Source organism: Streptomyces sp. DSM 40750 (assembly GCF_024612035.1).
In the GTDB taxonomy this organism is placed as follows: Bacteria; Actinomycetota; Actinomycetes; order Streptomycetales; family Streptomycetaceae; genus Streptomyces.
On record NZ_CP102513.1, the window covers coordinates 5,548,760 to 5,566,559 of the forward strand.

A 17,800-nucleotide genomic window follows, 5' to 3' on the forward strand; every position below is an offset into this window, starting at 1 on the left:
GTGAATCGGTGGTGATCGGCGGTCGTCGTAAACCCGTGTGCTTGGGGTCCCGCGGATGGCGTACACTGGTTTCAACGACGCGGGGTGGAGCAGCTCGGTAGCTCGCTGGGCTCATAACCCAGAGGTCGCAGGTTCAAATCCTGTCCCCGCTACTGAAGGCCTGGGGCCCGGAATCCGATGAGGATTCCGGGCCCCAGGTGTTTGTGCGTGTTCCCCCCGTGCACCGCGTGCTCCCGATACTCCCCGTGCTCTGCGTGCTCTGCGTGCTCATCGGCTAGGGCCGATCGCGGCGGGCTGCCACCGCATCGGTGTAGAGCTCGCGGGTGAGGTCCTCCGGGGCGATGCCGAGGTCGGTGAGTACCGAGCGGATGTCGTCGAGGGCCGCGGTGAGCTCCGATTCCTCCGGGACCAGCGTCTCGATCTCCAGGAACGTCCCGTCCAGCTCGGGGACCCGTACGAGGGTGGCGAGCATCTGCCGGCCGTACGCCTGGAAGGCGTGGCCGCGGCACCGTTTCTCGAACACGATCGCCGGTACGTAGCCGAGATGCTCCAGAATGGCGTGCGCGATCTGCGAGTCCTCCACCCGTGTCTCGTACTCGGGCTTCGAACCGGACGCCTCGTCCACCGCGGCCGCCTTGAAGGTGAGCAGGGTCCGCCGGTCGCCCGTGCGGCGGTCGACCACGAACCGCAGCCGCAACTCCTCGTCCCGCGCGCGCAGGCTGCCGTCCGGCAGGTCGTAATACGTGTCCTGGTACGTCTCGGACCGGCCCTCGGCCCGCTCGTCGAGCGCCCGCGCGACCGCCTCCGGCGCGCGGACCCGGGCCTTCAACTCCGCCTCGATCACGAGCCGTTTCCTTTCCTCGCGCCGCTCTCTCCCGCCTTGCTCTCCTCTCTGCCTTCCCCTCCGGCCATCCCTCGATGGGACCCCCGTCACCACATGTACGGCAACTCCACAGCGACCATGGTCGATCCGCCGACGAGGCTGGTCACGGTGACCAGGCCGTCCAGCGCGGCGACCCGACGTCGTATCCCCAGCAACCCGGAGCCCTCTCCCCCCGCCCGTCTCGTCCTCCGCGCCGGCCGGCCCCTCGTCCCGTACGACGGCCCGCAATCCGGTGCACACGCACTCCAGTTGGATGGCGGCTTCCCGGCGCAGCAGCCCGTGCGAGAGCGGGCCACCTCTCCGGGGTGTAGCCCGCTACACCCCAAAGTCGCGGTGGAAGCGCGGATCGCCCCCGGCGGCGATGTTCAGCGGTTGACCGCGAAAACCGCGCCGCTGTCGTTGCCGACGTAGACCGTGGCGTCGATCGCCGTGGGGGAGGAGCGGATGTCCGCGCCGGTGCGGTACCTCCACAGGGGCTTGCCGGTGTCCGCTCGTACGGCGTAGAGGTTGCCGTTCTTGCTGCCGACGTACACGGCGTCGCCGAGGACGGCCGGTGAGGAGTAGACGATGGCGCCGACGGTGAACTTCCACTTCTGCTTCCCGGTGAGGGCGTCGACGGCGTACAGGTTGCCGTCGTCGCTGCCGACGTAGACGACTCCGCCGGACACGACCGGCGAGGAGCCGACCCCGCCGCGGGTGGCGAAGGTCCAGCGGAGTTCGCCGGTGTCGCAGTTGACGGCGTAGAGGTTGCCGTCGTAGCTGCCCACGTAGACGACGCGGTCGGCGACCGCCGGGGAGGACTTGACGTCGCCGTCGGTCTTGAAGGCCCAGCGGCGTTCGCCGGTCGCCGCGTCGAGTGCGTAGAGCCGGGAGTCCTCGCTGCCGACGTAGACCTTGTTCCATGCGACGACCGGGGAGGAACGGATCCGGCCCGCCGCGGGGAACGTCCACCTCCGGTCACCGGAACGGGCGTCCACGGCGTACAGCCGCGCGTCGTCACTGCCCGCGTAGACCACTCCCCCGGCGACCACCGGTGAGGAGTTGACCTCTCCGCCGGCGCTGAACTGCCAGCGTTGCTCGCCGGTCTTCACCTCGACGGCGTAGAGGTGGTAGTCCGCGCTGCCGAAGTAGGCCAGACCGCCGGCCACGGCGGGACAGGTGTAGACGCCGTTGCCCGTGCTGAACTGCCAGCGCGGCTTGCCGGTCTCGGCCTCCAGCGCGTACATGCTCCCGTCCTTGCTGCCGGCGTACACCAGCCCGCCCGCGGCGAGGAGGGCGGGCGCCACGGGGCCTCCGGTGCCGCGCTTCCACCTCAGGTCTCCCGGGGTCGGCACGCCGCCGGGGCCCTTCAGGGTGTCGTTGTCCGATCCCTTGTCGGGGTCGTTCTCGCCGCGCCCCAGCAGGTACGTGCCCACACCCACGGCGGCGACGCCGCCGGCTCCGGCGAGCACGGCCAGCACGCGGCGGCGGGTCGGGGCGGCGGAGGCACGGTCTCCCTCGCCGGCCTGGGATAGGGGGCCGGGGGCGCCAGCACCGGCACCGGCATCTACATCTGCATCGGAGTGGCGTCGGTCTGCGGGAACGCGCGGGTCCATTCGGCCCCCGGCCGGCGCGGTCCGCGTACCGGGTTCCGGCACCGGCGTCCCGCCGGCCCCCCTCGTCCTACTGGCCCCGGCTGTCCCGCCCGTCTCCCCGGCGCGCCGCACCGAAGAGGCCACGGACTCGGGCAGCCAGGCTCCGCCATGGAGGGCGAGGGTGACGGTGTCCGTGCCGTACTCCGCTTCGGGCGCCGGGAGGATACGGCCGGCGAACTCGGCGAGCAGTTCCGCGACGGTGGGCCGACGGGCCGGAACCTTGTCGAGACAACGGCCGAGAAGGGGACGCAGACCCGCGGGGACGGCGGTCAGGTTCGGCTCGTCATGGACCACGCGGTAGCCGACGCCGAGCGACGGACCGGACCCGAAGGCGCCCTCGCCGCTGGCGGCGAAGACGAGTACTCCACCGAGGGCGAACACATCGGCGGCCGTACCGGCCCGGCCGCCCGTCAGCTGCTCGGGCGACATGTATGCGGGGGTGCCGACGACGACTCCGCTGCGGGTGAGCGAACTCGAGCCGGCGGCGATCGCGATCCCGAAGTCGATCACCTTGGGCCCGTCCGGGGCCAGCAGGACATTGGAGGGCTTCAGATCCCGGTGGACGAGGTCGGCGGCGTGAATGGCCTGGAGCGCCTCGCTCAGACCGGCTCCCAGGGCGAGCACCGAGGACTCGGGCAGCGGTCCATGGCGCGCGATGGTGTCGTCGAGCGAGATGCCCGCGACATGGACGGTGGCCAGCCACGGCGGGTCCCCGTAGGGATCCGCGTCGACGACCGCGGCCGTGAACGCCCCGCTGACGGCCCGGGCGGCCGCCGCCTCCCGGGCGAACCGCTGCCGGAACTCGGGGTCGTAGGTCAGTTCTGGCCGGATGGTCTTGACCGCGACCGCGCGGCCGCCCGGCGACAGCCCGAGATAGACGCGCCCCATCCCACCCGCGCCGAGGCGGCCCACGATCCGGTACGGCCCCACCTGCCGAGGGTCGCCGCTCTCCAACGCCTGTGCCATGGGCCCCCCTGCCCCCACCTGAGGGCGTTCGGCCCCCTGGATACCATCTCGTCCATGATGTCCGCCACACACGGAATCCGCACCTCACTGTGCGGTCGGACGCGGCACACGGACGGGAAGGTTCCCGTCTACGAACACGAAGGCTCCCGTCCGGCGTGAGCCGGACGTGGATGCCGCCGGCTCTGCAGGCCGGTGTCGTCCCCAGATCCGCCACCCCGAAGAGACCGGGCAGGTTGCGTACGCGATCGGACACCGGGGAGGCCGAGAACCCGTCCCCCAGAAGCGACTTGGTGGCAGCGGCCACCTGCCTCTGGTGCCCGACCAACACCGATTCCAGCCACCGGACAGTCGGCATTGTTCACACCTGGGCGTGACGGCGGCCGTCAGCGGAAGCGTCGGAAGAAGGCCCGGACATCGGCGGTGAACAGTTCGGGTTGCTCCATCGCGGCGAAGTGGCCGCCCCGGGGGAGTTCGGACCAGTGGACGATGTTGCGGTCACGTTCGGCGAGTCGGCGGACGGGCCGGGCGATGTCGGCGGAGAAGACGGCGACGCCGGTGGGGGTGGAGGGACGCTCCGTGCGGGTCGCCCGCGAAGGGTGGGCCGCCTCCCAGTAGTGGCGGGCCGAAGATCCCGCGGTCGCCGTGAGCCAATACAGCATCACGTTGGTCAACAGGCGGTCGCGGGGGACGGCGTCCTCGGGGACGTCCGTGTTGTCGGTCCACTCCTTGAACTTCTCGACGATCCAGGCGAGTTGCCCCACCGGGGAGTCGGTCAGGGCGTAGGCGAGCGTCTGGGGCCGGGTGCCCTGGATCTTTGCGTACGCGGACATCTCGGGCTCGGCGGCAAGGAGCCGACTGAGACGTGAGCGGTCGTCGTCCGTGAGGTCGGCGGCCACGGCGGGATCGTCCGGGGGCAGGGTCAACAGGGTGTTGAGGTGGATGGCGATGACCCGCTCGGGGGCGAGGGCGGCCAGTTCCAGGGTGATCGCATGGCCCCAGTCGCCGCCCTGGGCGCCGTAACGGTCGTAGCCCAGCCGCCGCATCAACTCGGCCCACGCGCCCGCGACTCGACGGATGTCCCAACCGGGGTCCCGGGTCGGCCCGGAGAGGCCGTAGCCCGGGATGGTCGGGATCACGAGGTCGAAGGCGTCGGCCGAGGCGCCCCTGTCGTATGCGCGGGGATCGGTGAGGGGACCGATGACATCGAGGAACTCGACGACGGATCCCGGCCAGCCATGGGTGATCAGCAGGGGCAGCGCGTCGGGCTCGGGGGAACGGACGTGCAGGAAATGGACGCCCGTCCCGTCGATCGTCGTCATGAACTGGGGGAACCGGTTCAGGTGCGCCTCGTGCTCGCGCCAGTCGTAGGCGGTACGCCAGTACGCGGCCAGCTCCCTCAGATACGCGGGCGGCACGCCCTGCGACCAGCCGGGAGCGGTGGGGTCGTCCGGCCACCGGGTGGCGTCGAGCCGCGCGGCCAGGTCGTCCAGGGCCGCCTGGGGGACGGCGAGTTCGAAGGGGCGGATCGTCGGGCGGGTCGCCGTCGACGCGGGGTCGGTCATACGCCGCTCCCGTCCTCGCCCTCATCGCCCTCATCGGGTTCACCGGGTTCACCGGCGAGTACGCGGGCGGCCGCGACGTCGTTCTCGTCCCAGCCCCAGTGGCCCGGATCCTCCTCCCGCTTGGCCTGCTGGTCGATCCACCGCTTGTGGGCCTCCCAGGCCGCCTGCTTGGTGGTGCCCAGCGCCGCGCCGATCTGGGCCCACGACGCCCCGGCCCGCCGTGCGGAGCGCACGGACAGCTGACGCCCGTAGACAGCCTTACGGGCGATCACCTCACCCAGCGCGAGCAACTCCAGCGCATCACCTCGCGACAGTGGCGCGCTCTCCGGATCGCCAGGCCCCTCCCCGGCCTCCTCCTCCGGCGCCGCGAGGGTCTCCCGCGTCCGCAACGCGTCATAGCGCGCCACCGCCGTCAGAAGAGTGAACCGGTCGTCGAGGTCATCAGGCGTCGTCGACATGAGCCGAGTCTGCTGTCAGGCCGGCTTGACGTCAAGGCAGCTTGACGATGGGGTGGGCTGTGCGCCCGGGGTCGTACGGCCCGCCGCATGAGCCGAAAACGAAGCAGCGCCCGACCCGACCGAAGCCGACCCAGGCGCTGCGTAGCAGGTCAAATGGGGTATCCCCCGCCTGCGAACCGTAGGCCCTGTGGGACTCGAACCCACAACCAATGGATTAAAAGTCCTGGCCAAAGCTTGCTGGGTCGTTCCGGACGCTGACTCGGTGTCCGGAATGACCTGGTCAGGACAGGTTCGCTATAGGGGACGGTCCACCCCGGGACAGCTCCTGCCACACCGTCCGCTCACGCATCGCTCACGCAGAGGGGGCGGATGACCAGTACGTTCGCGCCTTCTGACGCTGTTTCGCTTTCCGAGCAGTCTCGCCCGATCGGAGGAGGTTGAGCGGGCTTCAGCGCCGTAGGCGGCGGCGCAGTTCCGCGTACCACCAGGTCTCCGCGGCAGCCACCGCCGCCAGGACGGTGACCGCGCCGGCAAGAGCCGCGACCGGCGGTAGTACGGCCGCCGCAGGACTCCACCCGAGCAGCAGGAACAGGCCGCCCAGTCGGAACCGACTCCACTGGCGCAGCACGGTCCAGCCGAACAGGAGCAGCCCGGCCAGATACGTGGCGGCTCCGCCGCACAGAACCCAGGCGTAGAAGCCGCCCAGCGCTTCGCCGCCGGCCGCGTGAGCCATGACCCCCTCGACGCCGAAGGCCGTCAGCACGATGCCGGCCATGATCGGGAAGTGGGCGTAACCGTAGGCGTCGACCGCAAGCCTGACCCGGTCACGTCCCTGCGTCCTGCTCAGCTGGTGCTCTCCCACCAGCGTGGCCACGTCGAAGTACAGCCACCACAGTCCCAGGGCGACGGCGACGCCCAGGACCGCCGCGGCCAGCAGTGGTGTGGAGATCGGGCGGTCGACAGCTCCCGCGCCCATGGCGAGGAGCGACTCCCCGATGGCGATGATCATGAACAGCTCGTGCCGTTCGGCGAAGTAGGAGGCGCTGCGGATGCGCCAGTTGCCCCGGCGGGAGGTGGCGTACACGCCACCCCAGTCCGTAACGATCGCGGCCGCGAAGAGCGCCGTCTGCCACCGGCCTCCGATCACCGCACCGACGATCAGGAGGCAGGAGCCGCCCAGTACGGCGGGCCAGGAGACCGTGATCTGCCGCAACAGCCCGTGGTCACCGCGCGCGAGCACGCCGTAGAGGACGAGGTGCACACAGCGGACGAAGAGGTACGCGCAGGCCAGGACCACAGGCCCGTTGAGGCCGCCCGGCGCGTCGTGCCACGCCTCCGGGACGGTGAGGGCCACGACGAACACCCCGGCCATCGCCAGCGTCATGCCCGCGCGTACGACACCCGGATCGGCCTGGGCCTGGTTGCCGAGCCAGGCGTAGGCGGACCAGGAGATCCAGACCAGGGCCAGCAGGAGCACTCCGCGCAGGACACCGCTGCCACTGTGTTCGTGCGCCATGTAGGCGGTGACCTGGGTGAGGGTGAACACGTACACCAGGTCGAAGAAGAGTTCGAAGGTGGTCACCCGGCTGCCCGCGAGTACGGCGTGAGCCGTGCCCGGTGGTCCGCCTTCCTGCCCGCTTTCGCTCTTGTCCACCACAGACCGCACTTTCTCCGGATCACGGCCGCCTCGCATCTCGGCGCGGCGGTGGCTCAGGCGGCCACGCCTGCGAAGGAGCGGCTGAACTGCCGGCCCGACTGGACCATGCTCCGCACGCTGCCGAGCCGCTCGTCCTCGTATCCGCGCAGAGCTTGCGGCATGGCCGGTCCGCGTACGCCGGCGGCGACGGCTGCGGCGACGGCCTCGGCGTCGTGGAGCGAGGCGCTGAAGCCCGAGCCCGTCATCGGGGTGGGTACGTGGGCGGCGTCTCCGACAAGGGCGAGGCGGCCGTTGACGAGCTGGTCGGGGACGTACTCGGCGATCGGGGTGCCGATGACGGCACGCCGCTCGATGCAGTCGAGGACGGCCTCGCGCCAGGGCGACGGCCACAGGTCCTCGGCCCTGTCGGCGAGCTCGCGGAAGGTCGTCTCCGGTATGTCGGCCGAAGTGAGCGACCGGCGTACGACGTTGCCGACGACAGCACCCGTTTCGCGCAACAGATCGTTGCGGCTCGCGTCGTACCAGGCCCAGCCCACCTGGCGGGAGCCCGGGGCGACGGAACCGTCGGGGCCGGGCAGCGGGTAGCCGAGGAGGTAGTCCTCTCCACCGGTGAGGATGTCGACGTCCCGCGGCAGGCGGCGCGAGGTCATGAGCGCGGACTCGCCGGTCAGACCGAGCCAGATCAGGTAGCCGGCAAACGTCGCGTCGGGCTTGTCGGGTGCGACGCCGCCGCGCACCACGCTTCCGTGGCCGTCCGCTCCGATCACGACATCGCCCCGGAACGTCCGCCCGTCCGAGGTGATCACCCACGCCGAGTCCGCGTCCTGGCCGACGCTTCGTACGGTCGTGTGAGGGCGGAGCTCAATACAGGGGTCTGCATCGACGGCCGCTCGGAGCCGGGCGTGGACCGCCGTCCAGCTCTGCACACCGGAGGCCACCGAACTCAGCGGCGCCGGGCTGCTCTTCGAGAGATCGGATCCCGTGATTCTGCTGAGCAGGCCCTCACTCACCCCGCCGAGAGCGGCCCCTCTGCGGGCCCGGGGGACCGCCCCGGATCGCTCCAGCATCGTCACGTCGATTCCATTCTGCGAGAGGGCCAGTCCGGTCATCAGACCCGCGAGGGAAGCACCGACGACGACGGCGGTGCCCTGGCGCCCGTTCCCGGAGCGGCTCATGTCGCGCGTTGCTGTGGTCATGCTGGTGTTCTCCGCATTCAATGTGAGAGCAGCGCGGCGAGGTTGATCTTCCCGCTCTGCAGTTTCGCGTCGTGGGGTTCGTTCAGTCCGCCGTCGGTGATGTACAGCCGCTTCCCGCGCACCGCGGTGGCGGTGGGCGAGGCGAGGCCGTCCGAGGCGGTCAGCACGGTCCTGGTGGTGCCGTCCGGGAAGACCACCGCGATCTTGTTCTGCGTGTTCAGCGCGGCGAACACGACGTTGGAGCGCTCGCTGAGGAAGTTGAAGTCATCGACGCCGGTGAGGCCGTCGGCGACCGTGTGGATCCGGCCCGGGGCTCCGGTGGCGGTGACGGGGATCCGCAGCAGGGTGCCCTTGCTGAGGTTAGAGACCCATACGGCGCCGTTGTGGAAGCGGAGTCCGTTCGCGCCGTACGGCACGGGCGCGGACGCCTTGATCGCGAGGGCGGGGCCGACCAGCCACGCGGTCGCGGGACCGCCGGAGACCGGGACGGCCCAGACGGTGCCCATCTGGCTGTCGGCGACGTACAAGGTGCGCCCGGCCGGATCGATGGCCAGACCGTTGGGGACTCCGCCGACGGGCAATGCCGCGATGCGGTGGGGGGTGCCGCCGGGCGGCAGCTTCCACACTCCGTTGCGGGAGGCGTCGGAGGACCACACGTTGTAGTAGACGGTGCCGTCGTGGCCGCGGGTGTTGCCGGTGATTCCGTCGCCCTTCTGCCCGGTGACCAGCACGGTGCGGTGCCCGGACGGTGCGATCCGCACCAGGGCCGGCCGTTCGCCCGCGGGCGTGCCCACCATCGAGACGGTCAGTGAGTTGTCCGGGGCGACGGTGATGTTCTCGGGCACGTCGCCGATGGCGAAGTCGAATGCGGCCACGGTCTTCACGTGGGTGACGGCGGGCTGCGCGTCCGCGTGCTCGGTCGCGGCGGACGCATACGGTGCCGAGACGACGACGGCGGCGGCCGTCGCGGAGATCACCGTGAAGGTGAATCGCTTCTTCATGGGCAGGGCTTTCGTGATCATTGCGCTCTTGAGTTCTTTCGTTCGTGGGCTTGTCGGAGAGGTACTTCAGGGCCCCTAGTCCGGGATCGGGAAGCCGGCGTTCTGCAGGTCGAGTGAGTCCGGGTCGGGTCCGCCGCGTACGCCGGTGTCGAGGGCGTCGATCGCGACCACCTCGTCGGATGTCAGGGCGAAGTCGAAGACGTCGAAGTTCTCGGCGATGCGATGGGCCTTCACGGACTTCGGGATCGCGCAGAAGCCGTGGTCGAGGTGCCAGCGCAGCACGATCTGCGCGGACGTCTTCGCGTACTTGTCGGCCAGGGCCGTGATGACGGGGTCCTCAAGAGGGTTCGTCTCGGCGCCTCGGTACACGTAGGAACCGCCGATGGGCGACCACGACTGGGTCAGGATGCCGTGGCTTTCGTTCGCCGCCCGCCACTCGGGCTGCGTGTAGTAGGGGTGCACCTGAATCTGGTTGACGGCCGGGACGACGCCGGTGCGGGAGATGAGTTCGTCGAGCTGCTTGGGCGTCTGGTTCGACACGCCGATCGCACGAACGCGCCCCTCCGCGAGCAGTTTCTCCGCCGCTTTGTACGCCGAGATCGTCTTCTCGAAGTCGGACGGCAACGGCTGGTGCAGCAGCCACAGGTCGAGCTGTTCGAGGCCCAGCTTGCGCAGACTCACGTCAAAGGCTCGCAGCGCGGAGTCGTAGCCGTAGTCGCTGATCCACACCTTGGTCGTCACAAAGATCTCGGAACGGTCCACGTCGGAGCAGGCGATCCCCTCGCCGACCTCCCGCTCGTTGAAGTAGGCGGCGGCGGTGTCGATCAGCCGGTAGCCGTCGTGCAGCGCGGTTACGACCGCGTCGGTGGTCTCCTCGGGGGCGCTCTGGTAGACGCCGAGTCCCAGGGCGGGAATCTGGACGCCGTTGTTCAGGGTGATGAGTGGGTTGGTTCCGGTCATGGTTCGCTCCAATCAGGTGTGCGGACGTGGAGGGGTGCGCGGGCTCAGTCGGCAGAGACCGCTGTCGGCAGCTCGACCTCGGTGAGGTCGGCGCAGTAGGCCAGCAGGCGGTCCTGCACCTCGGGCGACTGCGTCGCCGGGTGTGGACGGCGGGGCTGCTGGTGGTGGAAGTAGCGGCCCGTAACCAGCGCCTCTGGGTCATCGGCGGCCGCCAGCCATGCCTGGGTCACCGGAGCCAGCCGCAGGTCGTCGGTGGCGCTGTTCCCGCCCATCTTTGTCGGCACCCAGCCCGGGTCGACGGCGTTGGAGAGCGCCGCGGGCCACTTCCTCGCGACGGCGAGCGTGAGAGCAGTGACGTGGAACTTCGACTCCGAGTACGCCTGGGAGCCCTGCCACGGCCGCGTCGTCCACTGCGGGTCCCGCAGGGTGGGGTCGCCGCTGTGGTGCATGCCGGAGCTGAGATAGACGAGCCGTCGGGGCGGGGTGATCAGCGCCGTGAGGAGGTAGGGCGCCAGCACGTTGACCGCGAAGACATCCGAGAGGCCGTCCTCGGTCTCCACCCTGCCTCGCCCGTAGTAGCCGACGCCGGCGTTGTGGATGACCGCGTCGAAGGTGCCCAAGTCGTTGACCTGGGCCGCCACATCGCGGGTCTGGGCGATGCTGGAGAGGTCACCGACGACGACGCCCGCGTTGTCCGGGAGCGCGGCGTGTGCGTCACGGGCCCGGGTGTCGTTGCGAGCGTGGAGCGCCACCGTGTGGCCCTGCCGAAACAGCAACTGAGCGGCCATCAGACCGAGGCCGTCGGTGGAACCGGTGATGAAGATGCGAGCCATGGATCTTTCCTGACGGGTTCGGACCCCGACCAGTCGCTAGGCCGGGTCGCTGACCCGATTGCTGGTGGTGACCTTGAGGGGTACTTCGAGCAGCGGGAGCAACCGCTCCACGACCTTCGTCACGTTCGGGTGCTCGGCGTGTTCCGCGACGGCTTCGGCCGAAGCCCAGCCATCGACGATGTAGAAGGTGTCGGGCTCGTCCGACTGCTGGTAGAGGTCGTAGTAGAGGCATCCGGCCTCCGCCCGCGCGGGGCCCACGAGCTCCAGCAGGAGCTCCTCGACCCTGGCGCGGTGGGCCGCCTGGCCGCGTACCTCGCAGATGATGTGGCGCTCTGCCGACTTGACCGTGCTCATGTGGATTCCTTCGTCAGTTCTGGCCGGCGTAGACGCGGGTCATGCCGCCGTCCACGACGAGGTCGACGCCCGTGATATAGCGGCTGGTGTCCGAGGCGAGGAAGACGAGGGCGTCGCCGATGTCCTCGGCCGTCCCCACGCGTCCCGCCGGGATCTCCTTCGCGACGCGCTCGACATAGGCGGCGATGTCGTCATCGCTCAGCTTCTGTTCGTGGCTGTAGCCCTCGGTGGGCACCACTCCGGGGCTGATCGAGTTGACCCGGATCCCACGGTCCTTGAGGTCCGTCGTCCAGCTGCGGGCGAGGGAGCGTACGGCCGCCTTCGACGACGCGTAGACGGCGAACCCGGGCAGCCCCATGTCGGCGGTGATCGACGCGTTGAGGACGATGGACGCTCCGTCGCGCAGGACGTCCAGCATGCTCTGCACCGTGAGGACGACACCCTTGATGTTGATGCCGAGCTCGCTGTCGATCTGCTCCTCGGTCAGCTCGGCAAGGGGCGTGGCGTGTCCGCCACCCGCGTTGGCGAAGAGTATGTCGAGGTGGCCGTGCGCCGCCTTGATCGTTTCGGCGACGCGCAGCATGTCGCTCTTGCTCGTGACGTCGGCCCGGATCCCGGTGGCGGACGGGCCGAGCTTCTCCACGGCGGCGTCGAGCACGTCCTTGCGCCGGCCTGTGATGTAGACAGTGGCTCCCTCTTCGATCAGACGCTTGGCGGCGCCGAAGCCGAGTCCGGTCGTGCCACCGGTGACCAGGGCGATCCGCCCCTTGAGTGCCTGCGATTCCATGTGAACTTCTCCTGCTGGGCAGGGCGTTCCTGACGAAGCGCATTGAACGACGCTTCGTCAGGAACGGCCCGATGGAGGCCGGTGACTTATCGGTTGATGGTCTTCTGCTGCGCTGCGGTGTACCGCTCACCCTTGATCTGCACCTGGGCAACGGCCTCTTCGATACGCCTGAGGTCCTCGGAGGTCAGTTCCACGCTGTCGGCACCGATGTTCTCTTCGAGGCGGTGCAGCTTCGTCGTGCCCGGGATCGGCGCGATCCACGGCTTCTGCGCCAGCAGCCACGCGATCGCGGTCTGAGCCCGGGTCGCCTGCTTGGCGTCCGCGATCTCACCCAGCAGCGCAATCAGGGCGAGGTTGGCCTCACGCGCCTCTTCCTCGAAGCGCGGCAGCACGTTACGGATGTCATTGGCCTCGAACTTCGTGTCCTGACTGATCGCGCCGGTCAAAAAGCCCTTGCCGAGCGGGCTGAACGGCACGAAGCCGATGCCCAGTTCCTCCAGCGTCGGCAGAATGGCCTCCTCGGGCTCACGCCACCACAGCGAGTACTCGCTCTGCAGGGCCGTGACCGGCTGCACCGCGTGCGCCCTGCGGATGACGTCCACACCGGCCTCGGACAGGCCGAAGTGCTTGACCTTGCCCTCCTGGATGAGGTCCTTGACGGCTCCCGCGACCTCTTCGATCGGCACGTCGGGGTCCACCCGGTGCTGGTAGAACAGATCGATGCGGTCGGTCTGCAGGCGCTTGAGGGACTGCTCGGCGACGATCCTGATCCGCTCCGGCCGGCTGTCCAGTCCCGCCGTGGGGTTGCCGTCCTTGAACCCGAACTTCGTGGCGAGGACGACCTGGTCGCGCACCGGCGCGAGGGCCTCGCCCACCAGCCTCTCGTTCGCCTCCCCGTACCCCTCGGCGGTGTCGAAGAGGGTCACACCACGTTCGGCGGCCGTCCGGATCAGTTTGATGGCCTCACCGGTGTCCGCGGCCTGGCCGTAGCCGAAGGTCATGCCCATACAGCCGAGCCCGATCGAGGACACTTCGAGGCCGCTGTTTCCCAGTTCACGCTTCTTCATGGGTGGTTCTCCTTTCGAGTGGCCAAGGGCGACGGCGCCCTGGCCGGTGTAGGTCCTGATGGTGGTGAGGTGTGACAGGCGTCTGGTCAGGCCGCGTCGTCGTGGGCCAGATCCCAGCCCAGCGCGCGCGATGCCTCGACCTGCGCCAGCAGTTCCTCGGCCTTGGCCTCTACGGCGGTGATGGCGTCGGCGCCGGCCACGAACCGCACCGGCGGCTCGTCCTGTTCGGCGATCTTCAGCAGGGCGGCCGCGAGCTTGGCCGGGTCACCGGCCTGCCGGCCGTTCATGGACTTCCAGCCCTCGATCTGCGCGGCGGTGCTCTCGGCGTAGTCGTCGACGGTCCGCTCCGGCCAGGTGGTGGAGGCGTCCACCAACAGCTCGGTGCGGAAGAAGCCGGGTTCCACGGTCGTCGTGCGGATCCCGAAGGGGGCCACGTCCAGGCGCAGCGCCTCCATCCAGCCCTCCACGGCGAACTTGGACGTGGTGTAGGCGGCGCAGAACTCCTGGCCGACCAGTCCGGCCAGCGAGGAGATCGTCATGATGTGCCCGGCGCGCTGCTCGCGCATGACGGGCAGCACGGTTCGGGTGACGTTCATCGGGCCGAAGACGTTGGTCTCGATCTGCTGCCGCAGCTGCTGCTGGGAGACGACCTCGAAGTAGCCGGCGAAGAAGTTGGCGGCGTTGTTGACGAGGACGTCGATCTGGCCGAACCGCTCCACGGCCGCGCGGACGGCGGCCTCGGCCGTGTCGGGGTCAGTGAGGTCCAGGTCGGTGACCAGCAGGTTGTCCTGCTCGCCGTCGAGGGCCTTGACGACGTTCTCGGGGCGACGACCGGTGGCGACCACCTGGTGGCCGGCGTCCAAAGCCTGGCGGGCGATGTCCACGCCCAGCCCGCGGCCGGCGCCGGTGATGAAGAAGACCTTGCTCATGGGGTGTTGCTCCAGACGGGTCGGCGCGGGGTCAGCTCGCGTCGGCGCCCTCGACGATGTTCTTCAGCTGGGTGATCGCGGACATCGCGTTGGGCCAGCCAGCGTAGAACGCGATGTGGGTGATGGCCTCGACCAGCTCGTCCTTCGTCACCCCGTTCTCCAGGGCCTTGGGCAGGTGGAAGGCGAGCTGGTCGGCGCGGTAGAGGGCGACCAGGGTGGTGATGGTGATCAGGCTGCGGTCCCGCTGGGACAGGCCCTTACCCGCCCACACCTCACCGAAGAGGACGTCGTCGGTGAGCCGGACCAGTTCGGGGGCGAAGTCGCCGAGCAGCTTCTGTGCGGCGGTCTGTTCCTCGGCCATGACGTTTGATCCTTTGCGCGTGTTTGATCTGTTACGAAAAGTGATCGGCTGTGGTGGGAGCGGCGACGGGGAAACCCGCTCGCCACGGCGTCCCGAATGGGGACCGGTCGGCCCCAAGGCGGGGCACTGACCATGCAACCGGGAACGGGCACGATGAGGGAGTCTCCGCTGTGAGGGGTAATGGCAGGGACCCCCAGCGGTATATGCGCAGGCCAAGGCCCCACCCTTGCTGTCGGCGGCAGCCGGAGAGGGCAGGACTACGGAGGGTGGTTCAGTTCTCGGAGTCCGCCTCGGCAGCCTGAACATCCGCGTCCTCGGCCGTGGCGGACCAGCTCGCCAGCAGCTTCAGGCCGTCCTCGGCCTCGGAGCCGGGGGCCGCGTTGTACAACGCCACGACCAGCCCCGAGCCGTCCGGCAGGTTCATCGATTCGAAGTTGAGCTCCAGGTCGCCGACGACCGGGTGCCGGAGGCGTTTCGTCCCGTCATGGAAGACGTGTACGTCGTGGGCGCCCCACATCACGCGGAAGGCGTCGCTGCGGGTCGACAGCTCACCGATCAGGTTCGACAGCTCCCGGTCGTACGGATTCTTGCCCGCCTCGATCCGCAGCGCGCCCACGGCACCCTTGGCGATCCGCTCCCAGTCGACGTAGAAACGCCTGGCCGCAGGGCTGAGGAACACGAACCGTACGGTGTTCGCCCCGCAGGCCGGATCGGCGTACATCTCCGAGAACAGGGCGCGACCGAGCGGGTTGGCGATCAGAATGTCGAAGCGGTGGTTCTTCACGAACGCCGGCATGCCCGGCATCCCGTCCACGATGCGCTGCACGCTGGGCCGCACAGCCGGCCGGGCAGGGGCGGGCCGACGCCTGGCCCGCGCAGGCGTTGCGTTCGCCGCGCGGGCAAGGTCGTACAGGTGCGTGCGCTCTGTGTCGTCGAGGCGTAGGGCCTGGGCCAGCGCGTCCAGGACACTGTCGGAGACACCGCTGAGGTTGCCCCGCTCCAGACGGGTGTAGTACTCGACGCTGACGCCCGCGAGCGTCGCGACCTCGTTCCTGCGCAGTCCAGCCACCCGGCGGTGGCCGTAGACGGGCAGACCGGCCTGCTCGGGCGTGATCTTGTCACGGCGAGACTTCAGAAAGGCACTGATTTCGGCGCGGTTGTCCATAAGGCCAGGGTAGGTTTGCCGGCCATTGGCTGAGGGTCCCTGCCATTACCCCCATCAGCAGTAACCCCCTCCCCGGGGATCGAGTCTGTACGGTCGTCGGCTGGACAGACCCTGGGGATCAGGACTGCTTCCAACCGTCAAGTGACACCTGTGGACCGTCGCCGAGATAACGGCGGAGGGCGCTGGCAGTCGTGTCCACGAACTCTTCGGGGATGGCGTCGGTATCGACCCAGCAGACCTGAGCGTGCTTGCGCGGCTCGCGGTTCTCGGGATCCCCCATCCATTCATGGGCAGCGAAGACGACGGTCAGGAAGCCGTTGGGGGCTTCGACGCCCCAGGCGCCGTGGATGATGTGCGCGACCTTCAGGGACTCTGGTTTCACGGTCAGCCCGGTCTCCTCATACAGCTCGCGTACTGCAGTCTCGGTCACAGGCTCGCCCTGCTCGCTCTTACCGACGGGAAGGTCCCACATGCCCTGGGCGAACTTGGCGTTCTGGCTGCGCTGGAGAAGGACGACGCGGTTGGTGGCCTTGTCGTGGACGATGACGGCGGCGACCAGCAAGGTCATGGATTCGAGAGCGGGCGGCAGGGCTTTGGGCTGGTCGTCGGTTGTCCGCTGAGCCACGGCTGGTGTCCCTTCGTCGGCCGGTTGGTGGGCAGTCAAGGGCGTGCGGATGACGGCGACACTCGGGCTCAACCCAAGCGTCGCCGGGACGCTGCAGAAACCCGTGAGAGCGGCGCACGGAGCAATCTATGATCGACCGTCATGGGCGTGTACATAAGCCGACATCGGACAGATGCGACACCGAAGCGAGCATCTGAGTCGGATGCCGAATTCTTCGAACGGATCGCAGGTCCGTTCTGGGACCAGGTTCGAGATGTGATCAACGAGTGGTGGTCACACCTGCCCCCCGATGCTCAGCCCGGCCTGCGCAGTCGGCTACGCGATCGCAATTCCGACGCGAACGTCTTCTCCGCGTTGTGGGAGCTGTACGTGCACGAGATGCTGCTCGGCTCCGGTTGTACCGTGGAGATCGAGCAGCAAATAGGCACAGGGGGAAAGTACCCAGACTTCCTGGTCACCCGTGGCGACGAGCACTTCGTTGTCGAGGCGATCTGGACGGCCGAGAATCTGGGCGCAACCGGGAGCAGCTCGCTCCCGCCTCAGGTGGTGGACGCGATTGACTGCGTTCCGAGCCCAAACTTCTACGTGGCGTACAAGGTTGACAGCGTTGGCTCGACCACGCCGCAGCAACGGCGGTTGAAGAACGAGCTGACACGATGGCTGGCAAGCTTGGACCCCGACCAGGTCACTGCCGAGTATGAGCAGAAGGTGCCGCTACCCAGGCATACCTGGCAGGAGGCAGGTTGGCGCCTCAGCTTCGAGGCGATCCCCCGCAGCCCCGGCAGGCGAGGCGAGCCGACGAGCAGGACAATCGGCTTCCATCCCTCGGTGTGGGTCGCCGATGACTCAGATCGGGTACTCAAAGCCGTGAGAAAGAAGGGAAGGAAGTACGGCGACCTGGCGCTGCCATTCATCGTGGCGGTTGGTAATTCGGCGGTCTTTCCCGAGGATGAGGACACCGAGAGCGCGTTGTACGGGACCTCGGTTGAGTACGCCCACCACACCGGATCGACCTTCGGCCGCAATACCGACGGCTACTGGACTGCTGCGCAATATCAGGCCCATAGCCGGGTCAGCGGCGTACTGACCGTCGATAACCCGGCACCTTGGACATGGGCGAAGAAGGTCCCAGTCCTCTGGCAAAGCCCCGCACCTGACTCGCTCCCGGCCCCCGTTCTCCCCACCTGGGAAACAGCAAAATTGGTCGATATTCGCATCGAACGCCAGCCAGCGACTCGCCCCATCCACACGTCTCTTAGTCTGCCTGAGCACTGGCCGATCGGGGACGCTTTTCCCCGGCGTCGGCCAAGCACCGAAAGCTGAGGGCCCAACGCCAACGGGCGGATGCCGGTCAGGACAGGT

At 68.9% G+C, this 17,800-nt stretch carries 17 protein-coding genes and 1 tRNA gene; 2 read left to right on the forward strand and 16 right to left on the reverse strand.

Going from position 1 to position 17,800, the window contains the following annotated elements; genetic code table 11:
* Window positions 1–78: 78 nt before the first annotated feature.
* Window positions 79–152: transfer RNA gene (locus JIX55_RS24760), tRNA-Met, on the forward strand.
* 122 nt (window positions 153–274) lie between these two features.
* On the opposite strand, the gene cyaB is transcribed toward JIX55_RS24760, so the two are convergent.
* The 16 genes from cyaB to JIX55_RS24855 form a co-directional block, all read right to left on the reverse strand.
* Complete coding sequence (gene cyaB / locus JIX55_RS24765) at window positions 275–844, reverse strand: class IV adenylate cyclase (RefSeq protein WP_257565510.1); 570 nt, start codon at window positions 842–844, stop codon at window positions 275–277.
* Window positions 845–1,248: 404 nt separating this feature from the next.
* Window positions 1,249–3,483, reverse strand: a complete 2,235-nt coding sequence (locus tag JIX55_RS24785) for a beta-alanine-activating enzyme beta-propeller domain-containing protein (protein ID WP_306820033.1) — start codon at window positions 3,481–3,483, stop codon at window positions 1,249–1,251.
* Window positions 3,484–3,866: 383 nt separating this feature from the next.
* Window positions 3,867–5,045 carry an epoxide hydrolase family protein gene (locus JIX55_RS24790; protein ID WP_257565511.1) on the reverse strand — a complete coding sequence of 393 codons (1,179 nt, stop codon included), beginning with the start codon at window positions 5,043–5,045 and terminating at the stop codon, window positions 3,867–3,869.
* The gene (locus JIX55_RS24795; protein WP_257565512.1) at window positions 5,042–5,503 is read right to left on the reverse strand and encodes a hypothetical protein; all 462 of its coding nucleotides are present in this window, start codon (window positions 5,501–5,503) and stop codon (window positions 5,042–5,044) included. The genes JIX55_RS24790 and JIX55_RS24795 overlap by 4 nt, the downstream gene beginning before the upstream one ends.
* 448 nt (window positions 5,504–5,951) lie before the next feature.
* The gene (locus JIX55_RS24800; protein ID WP_257565514.1) at window positions 5,952–7,160 is read right to left on the reverse strand and encodes a low temperature requirement protein A; all 1,209 of its coding nucleotides are present in this window, start codon (window positions 7,158–7,160) and stop codon (window positions 5,952–5,954) included.
* Window positions 7,161–7,213: 53 nt separating this feature from the next.
* The gene (locus JIX55_RS24805; RefSeq protein ID WP_257565515.1) at window positions 7,214–8,356 is read right to left on the reverse strand and encodes an FAD-dependent monooxygenase; all 1,143 of its coding nucleotides are present in this window, start codon (window positions 8,354–8,356) and stop codon (window positions 7,214–7,216) included.
* Between the two features lie 17 nt (window positions 8,357–8,373).
* Window positions 8,374–9,357: an SMP-30/gluconolactonase/LRE family protein gene (locus JIX55_RS24810; RefSeq protein ID WP_257565516.1), complete on the reverse strand. Its 984-nt coding sequence runs from the start codon at window positions 9,355–9,357 to the stop codon at window positions 8,374–8,376.
* Between the two features lie 75 nt (window positions 9,358–9,432).
* Window positions 9,433–10,317 (reverse strand): aldo/keto reductase, encoded by an 885-nt coding sequence (locus JIX55_RS24815; RefSeq protein ID WP_257565517.1) that lies wholly within the window; start codon window positions 10,315–10,317, stop codon window positions 9,433–9,435.
* A gap of 44 nt (window positions 10,318–10,361) precedes the next feature.
* Window positions 10,362–11,150 carry an SDR family NAD(P)-dependent oxidoreductase gene (locus JIX55_RS24820; RefSeq protein ID WP_257565518.1) on the reverse strand — a complete coding sequence of 263 codons (789 nt, stop codon included), beginning with the start codon at window positions 11,148–11,150 and terminating at the stop codon, window positions 10,362–10,364.
* A gap of 36 nt (window positions 11,151–11,186) precedes the next feature.
* Window positions 11,187–11,504, reverse strand: coding sequence for a putative quinol monooxygenase (locus JIX55_RS24825; RefSeq protein ID WP_013002523.1), 318 nt, complete (start codon window positions 11,502–11,504; stop codon window positions 11,187–11,189).
* Between the two features lie 13 nt (window positions 11,505–11,517).
* Window positions 11,518–12,291 (reverse strand): SDR family NAD(P)-dependent oxidoreductase, encoded by a 774-nt coding sequence (locus tag JIX55_RS24830; RefSeq protein WP_013002522.1) that lies wholly within the window; start codon window positions 12,289–12,291, stop codon window positions 11,518–11,520.
* Window positions 12,292–12,377: 86 nt separating this feature from the next.
* A complete protein-coding gene (locus JIX55_RS24835) occupies window positions 12,378–13,358 on the reverse strand; it encodes an aldo/keto reductase (protein WP_257565519.1) in 981 nt (326 codons plus the stop codon).
* A gap of 86 nt (window positions 13,359–13,444) precedes the next feature.
* Window positions 13,445–14,287, reverse strand: coding sequence for an SDR family NAD(P)-dependent oxidoreductase (locus JIX55_RS24840; RefSeq protein ID WP_013002520.1), 843 nt, complete (start codon window positions 14,285–14,287; stop codon window positions 13,445–13,447).
* A gap of 31 nt (window positions 14,288–14,318) precedes the next feature.
* Window positions 14,319–14,648, reverse strand: a complete 330-nt coding sequence (locus tag JIX55_RS24845) for a carboxymuconolactone decarboxylase family protein (RefSeq protein ID WP_013002519.1) — start codon at window positions 14,646–14,648, stop codon at window positions 14,319–14,321.
* 271 nt (window positions 14,649–14,919) lie between these two features.
* Complete coding sequence (locus JIX55_RS24850) at window positions 14,920–15,813, reverse strand: helix-turn-helix transcriptional regulator (protein ID WP_059084737.1); 894 nt, start codon at window positions 15,811–15,813, stop codon at window positions 14,920–14,922.
* A gap of 118 nt (window positions 15,814–15,931) precedes the next feature.
* Window positions 15,932–16,438, reverse strand: a complete 507-nt coding sequence (locus JIX55_RS24855) for an NUDIX domain-containing protein (protein WP_013002517.1) — start codon at window positions 16,436–16,438, stop codon at window positions 15,932–15,934.
* 141 nt (window positions 16,439–16,579) lie between these two features.
* Between JIX55_RS24855 and JIX55_RS24860 the strand changes: the two genes are divergently transcribed.
* Complete coding sequence (locus tag JIX55_RS24860) at window positions 16,580–17,761, forward strand: hypothetical protein (protein WP_231885111.1); 1,182 nt, start codon at window positions 16,580–16,582, stop codon at window positions 17,759–17,761.
* Window positions 17,762–17,800 lie beyond the last annotated feature (39 nt).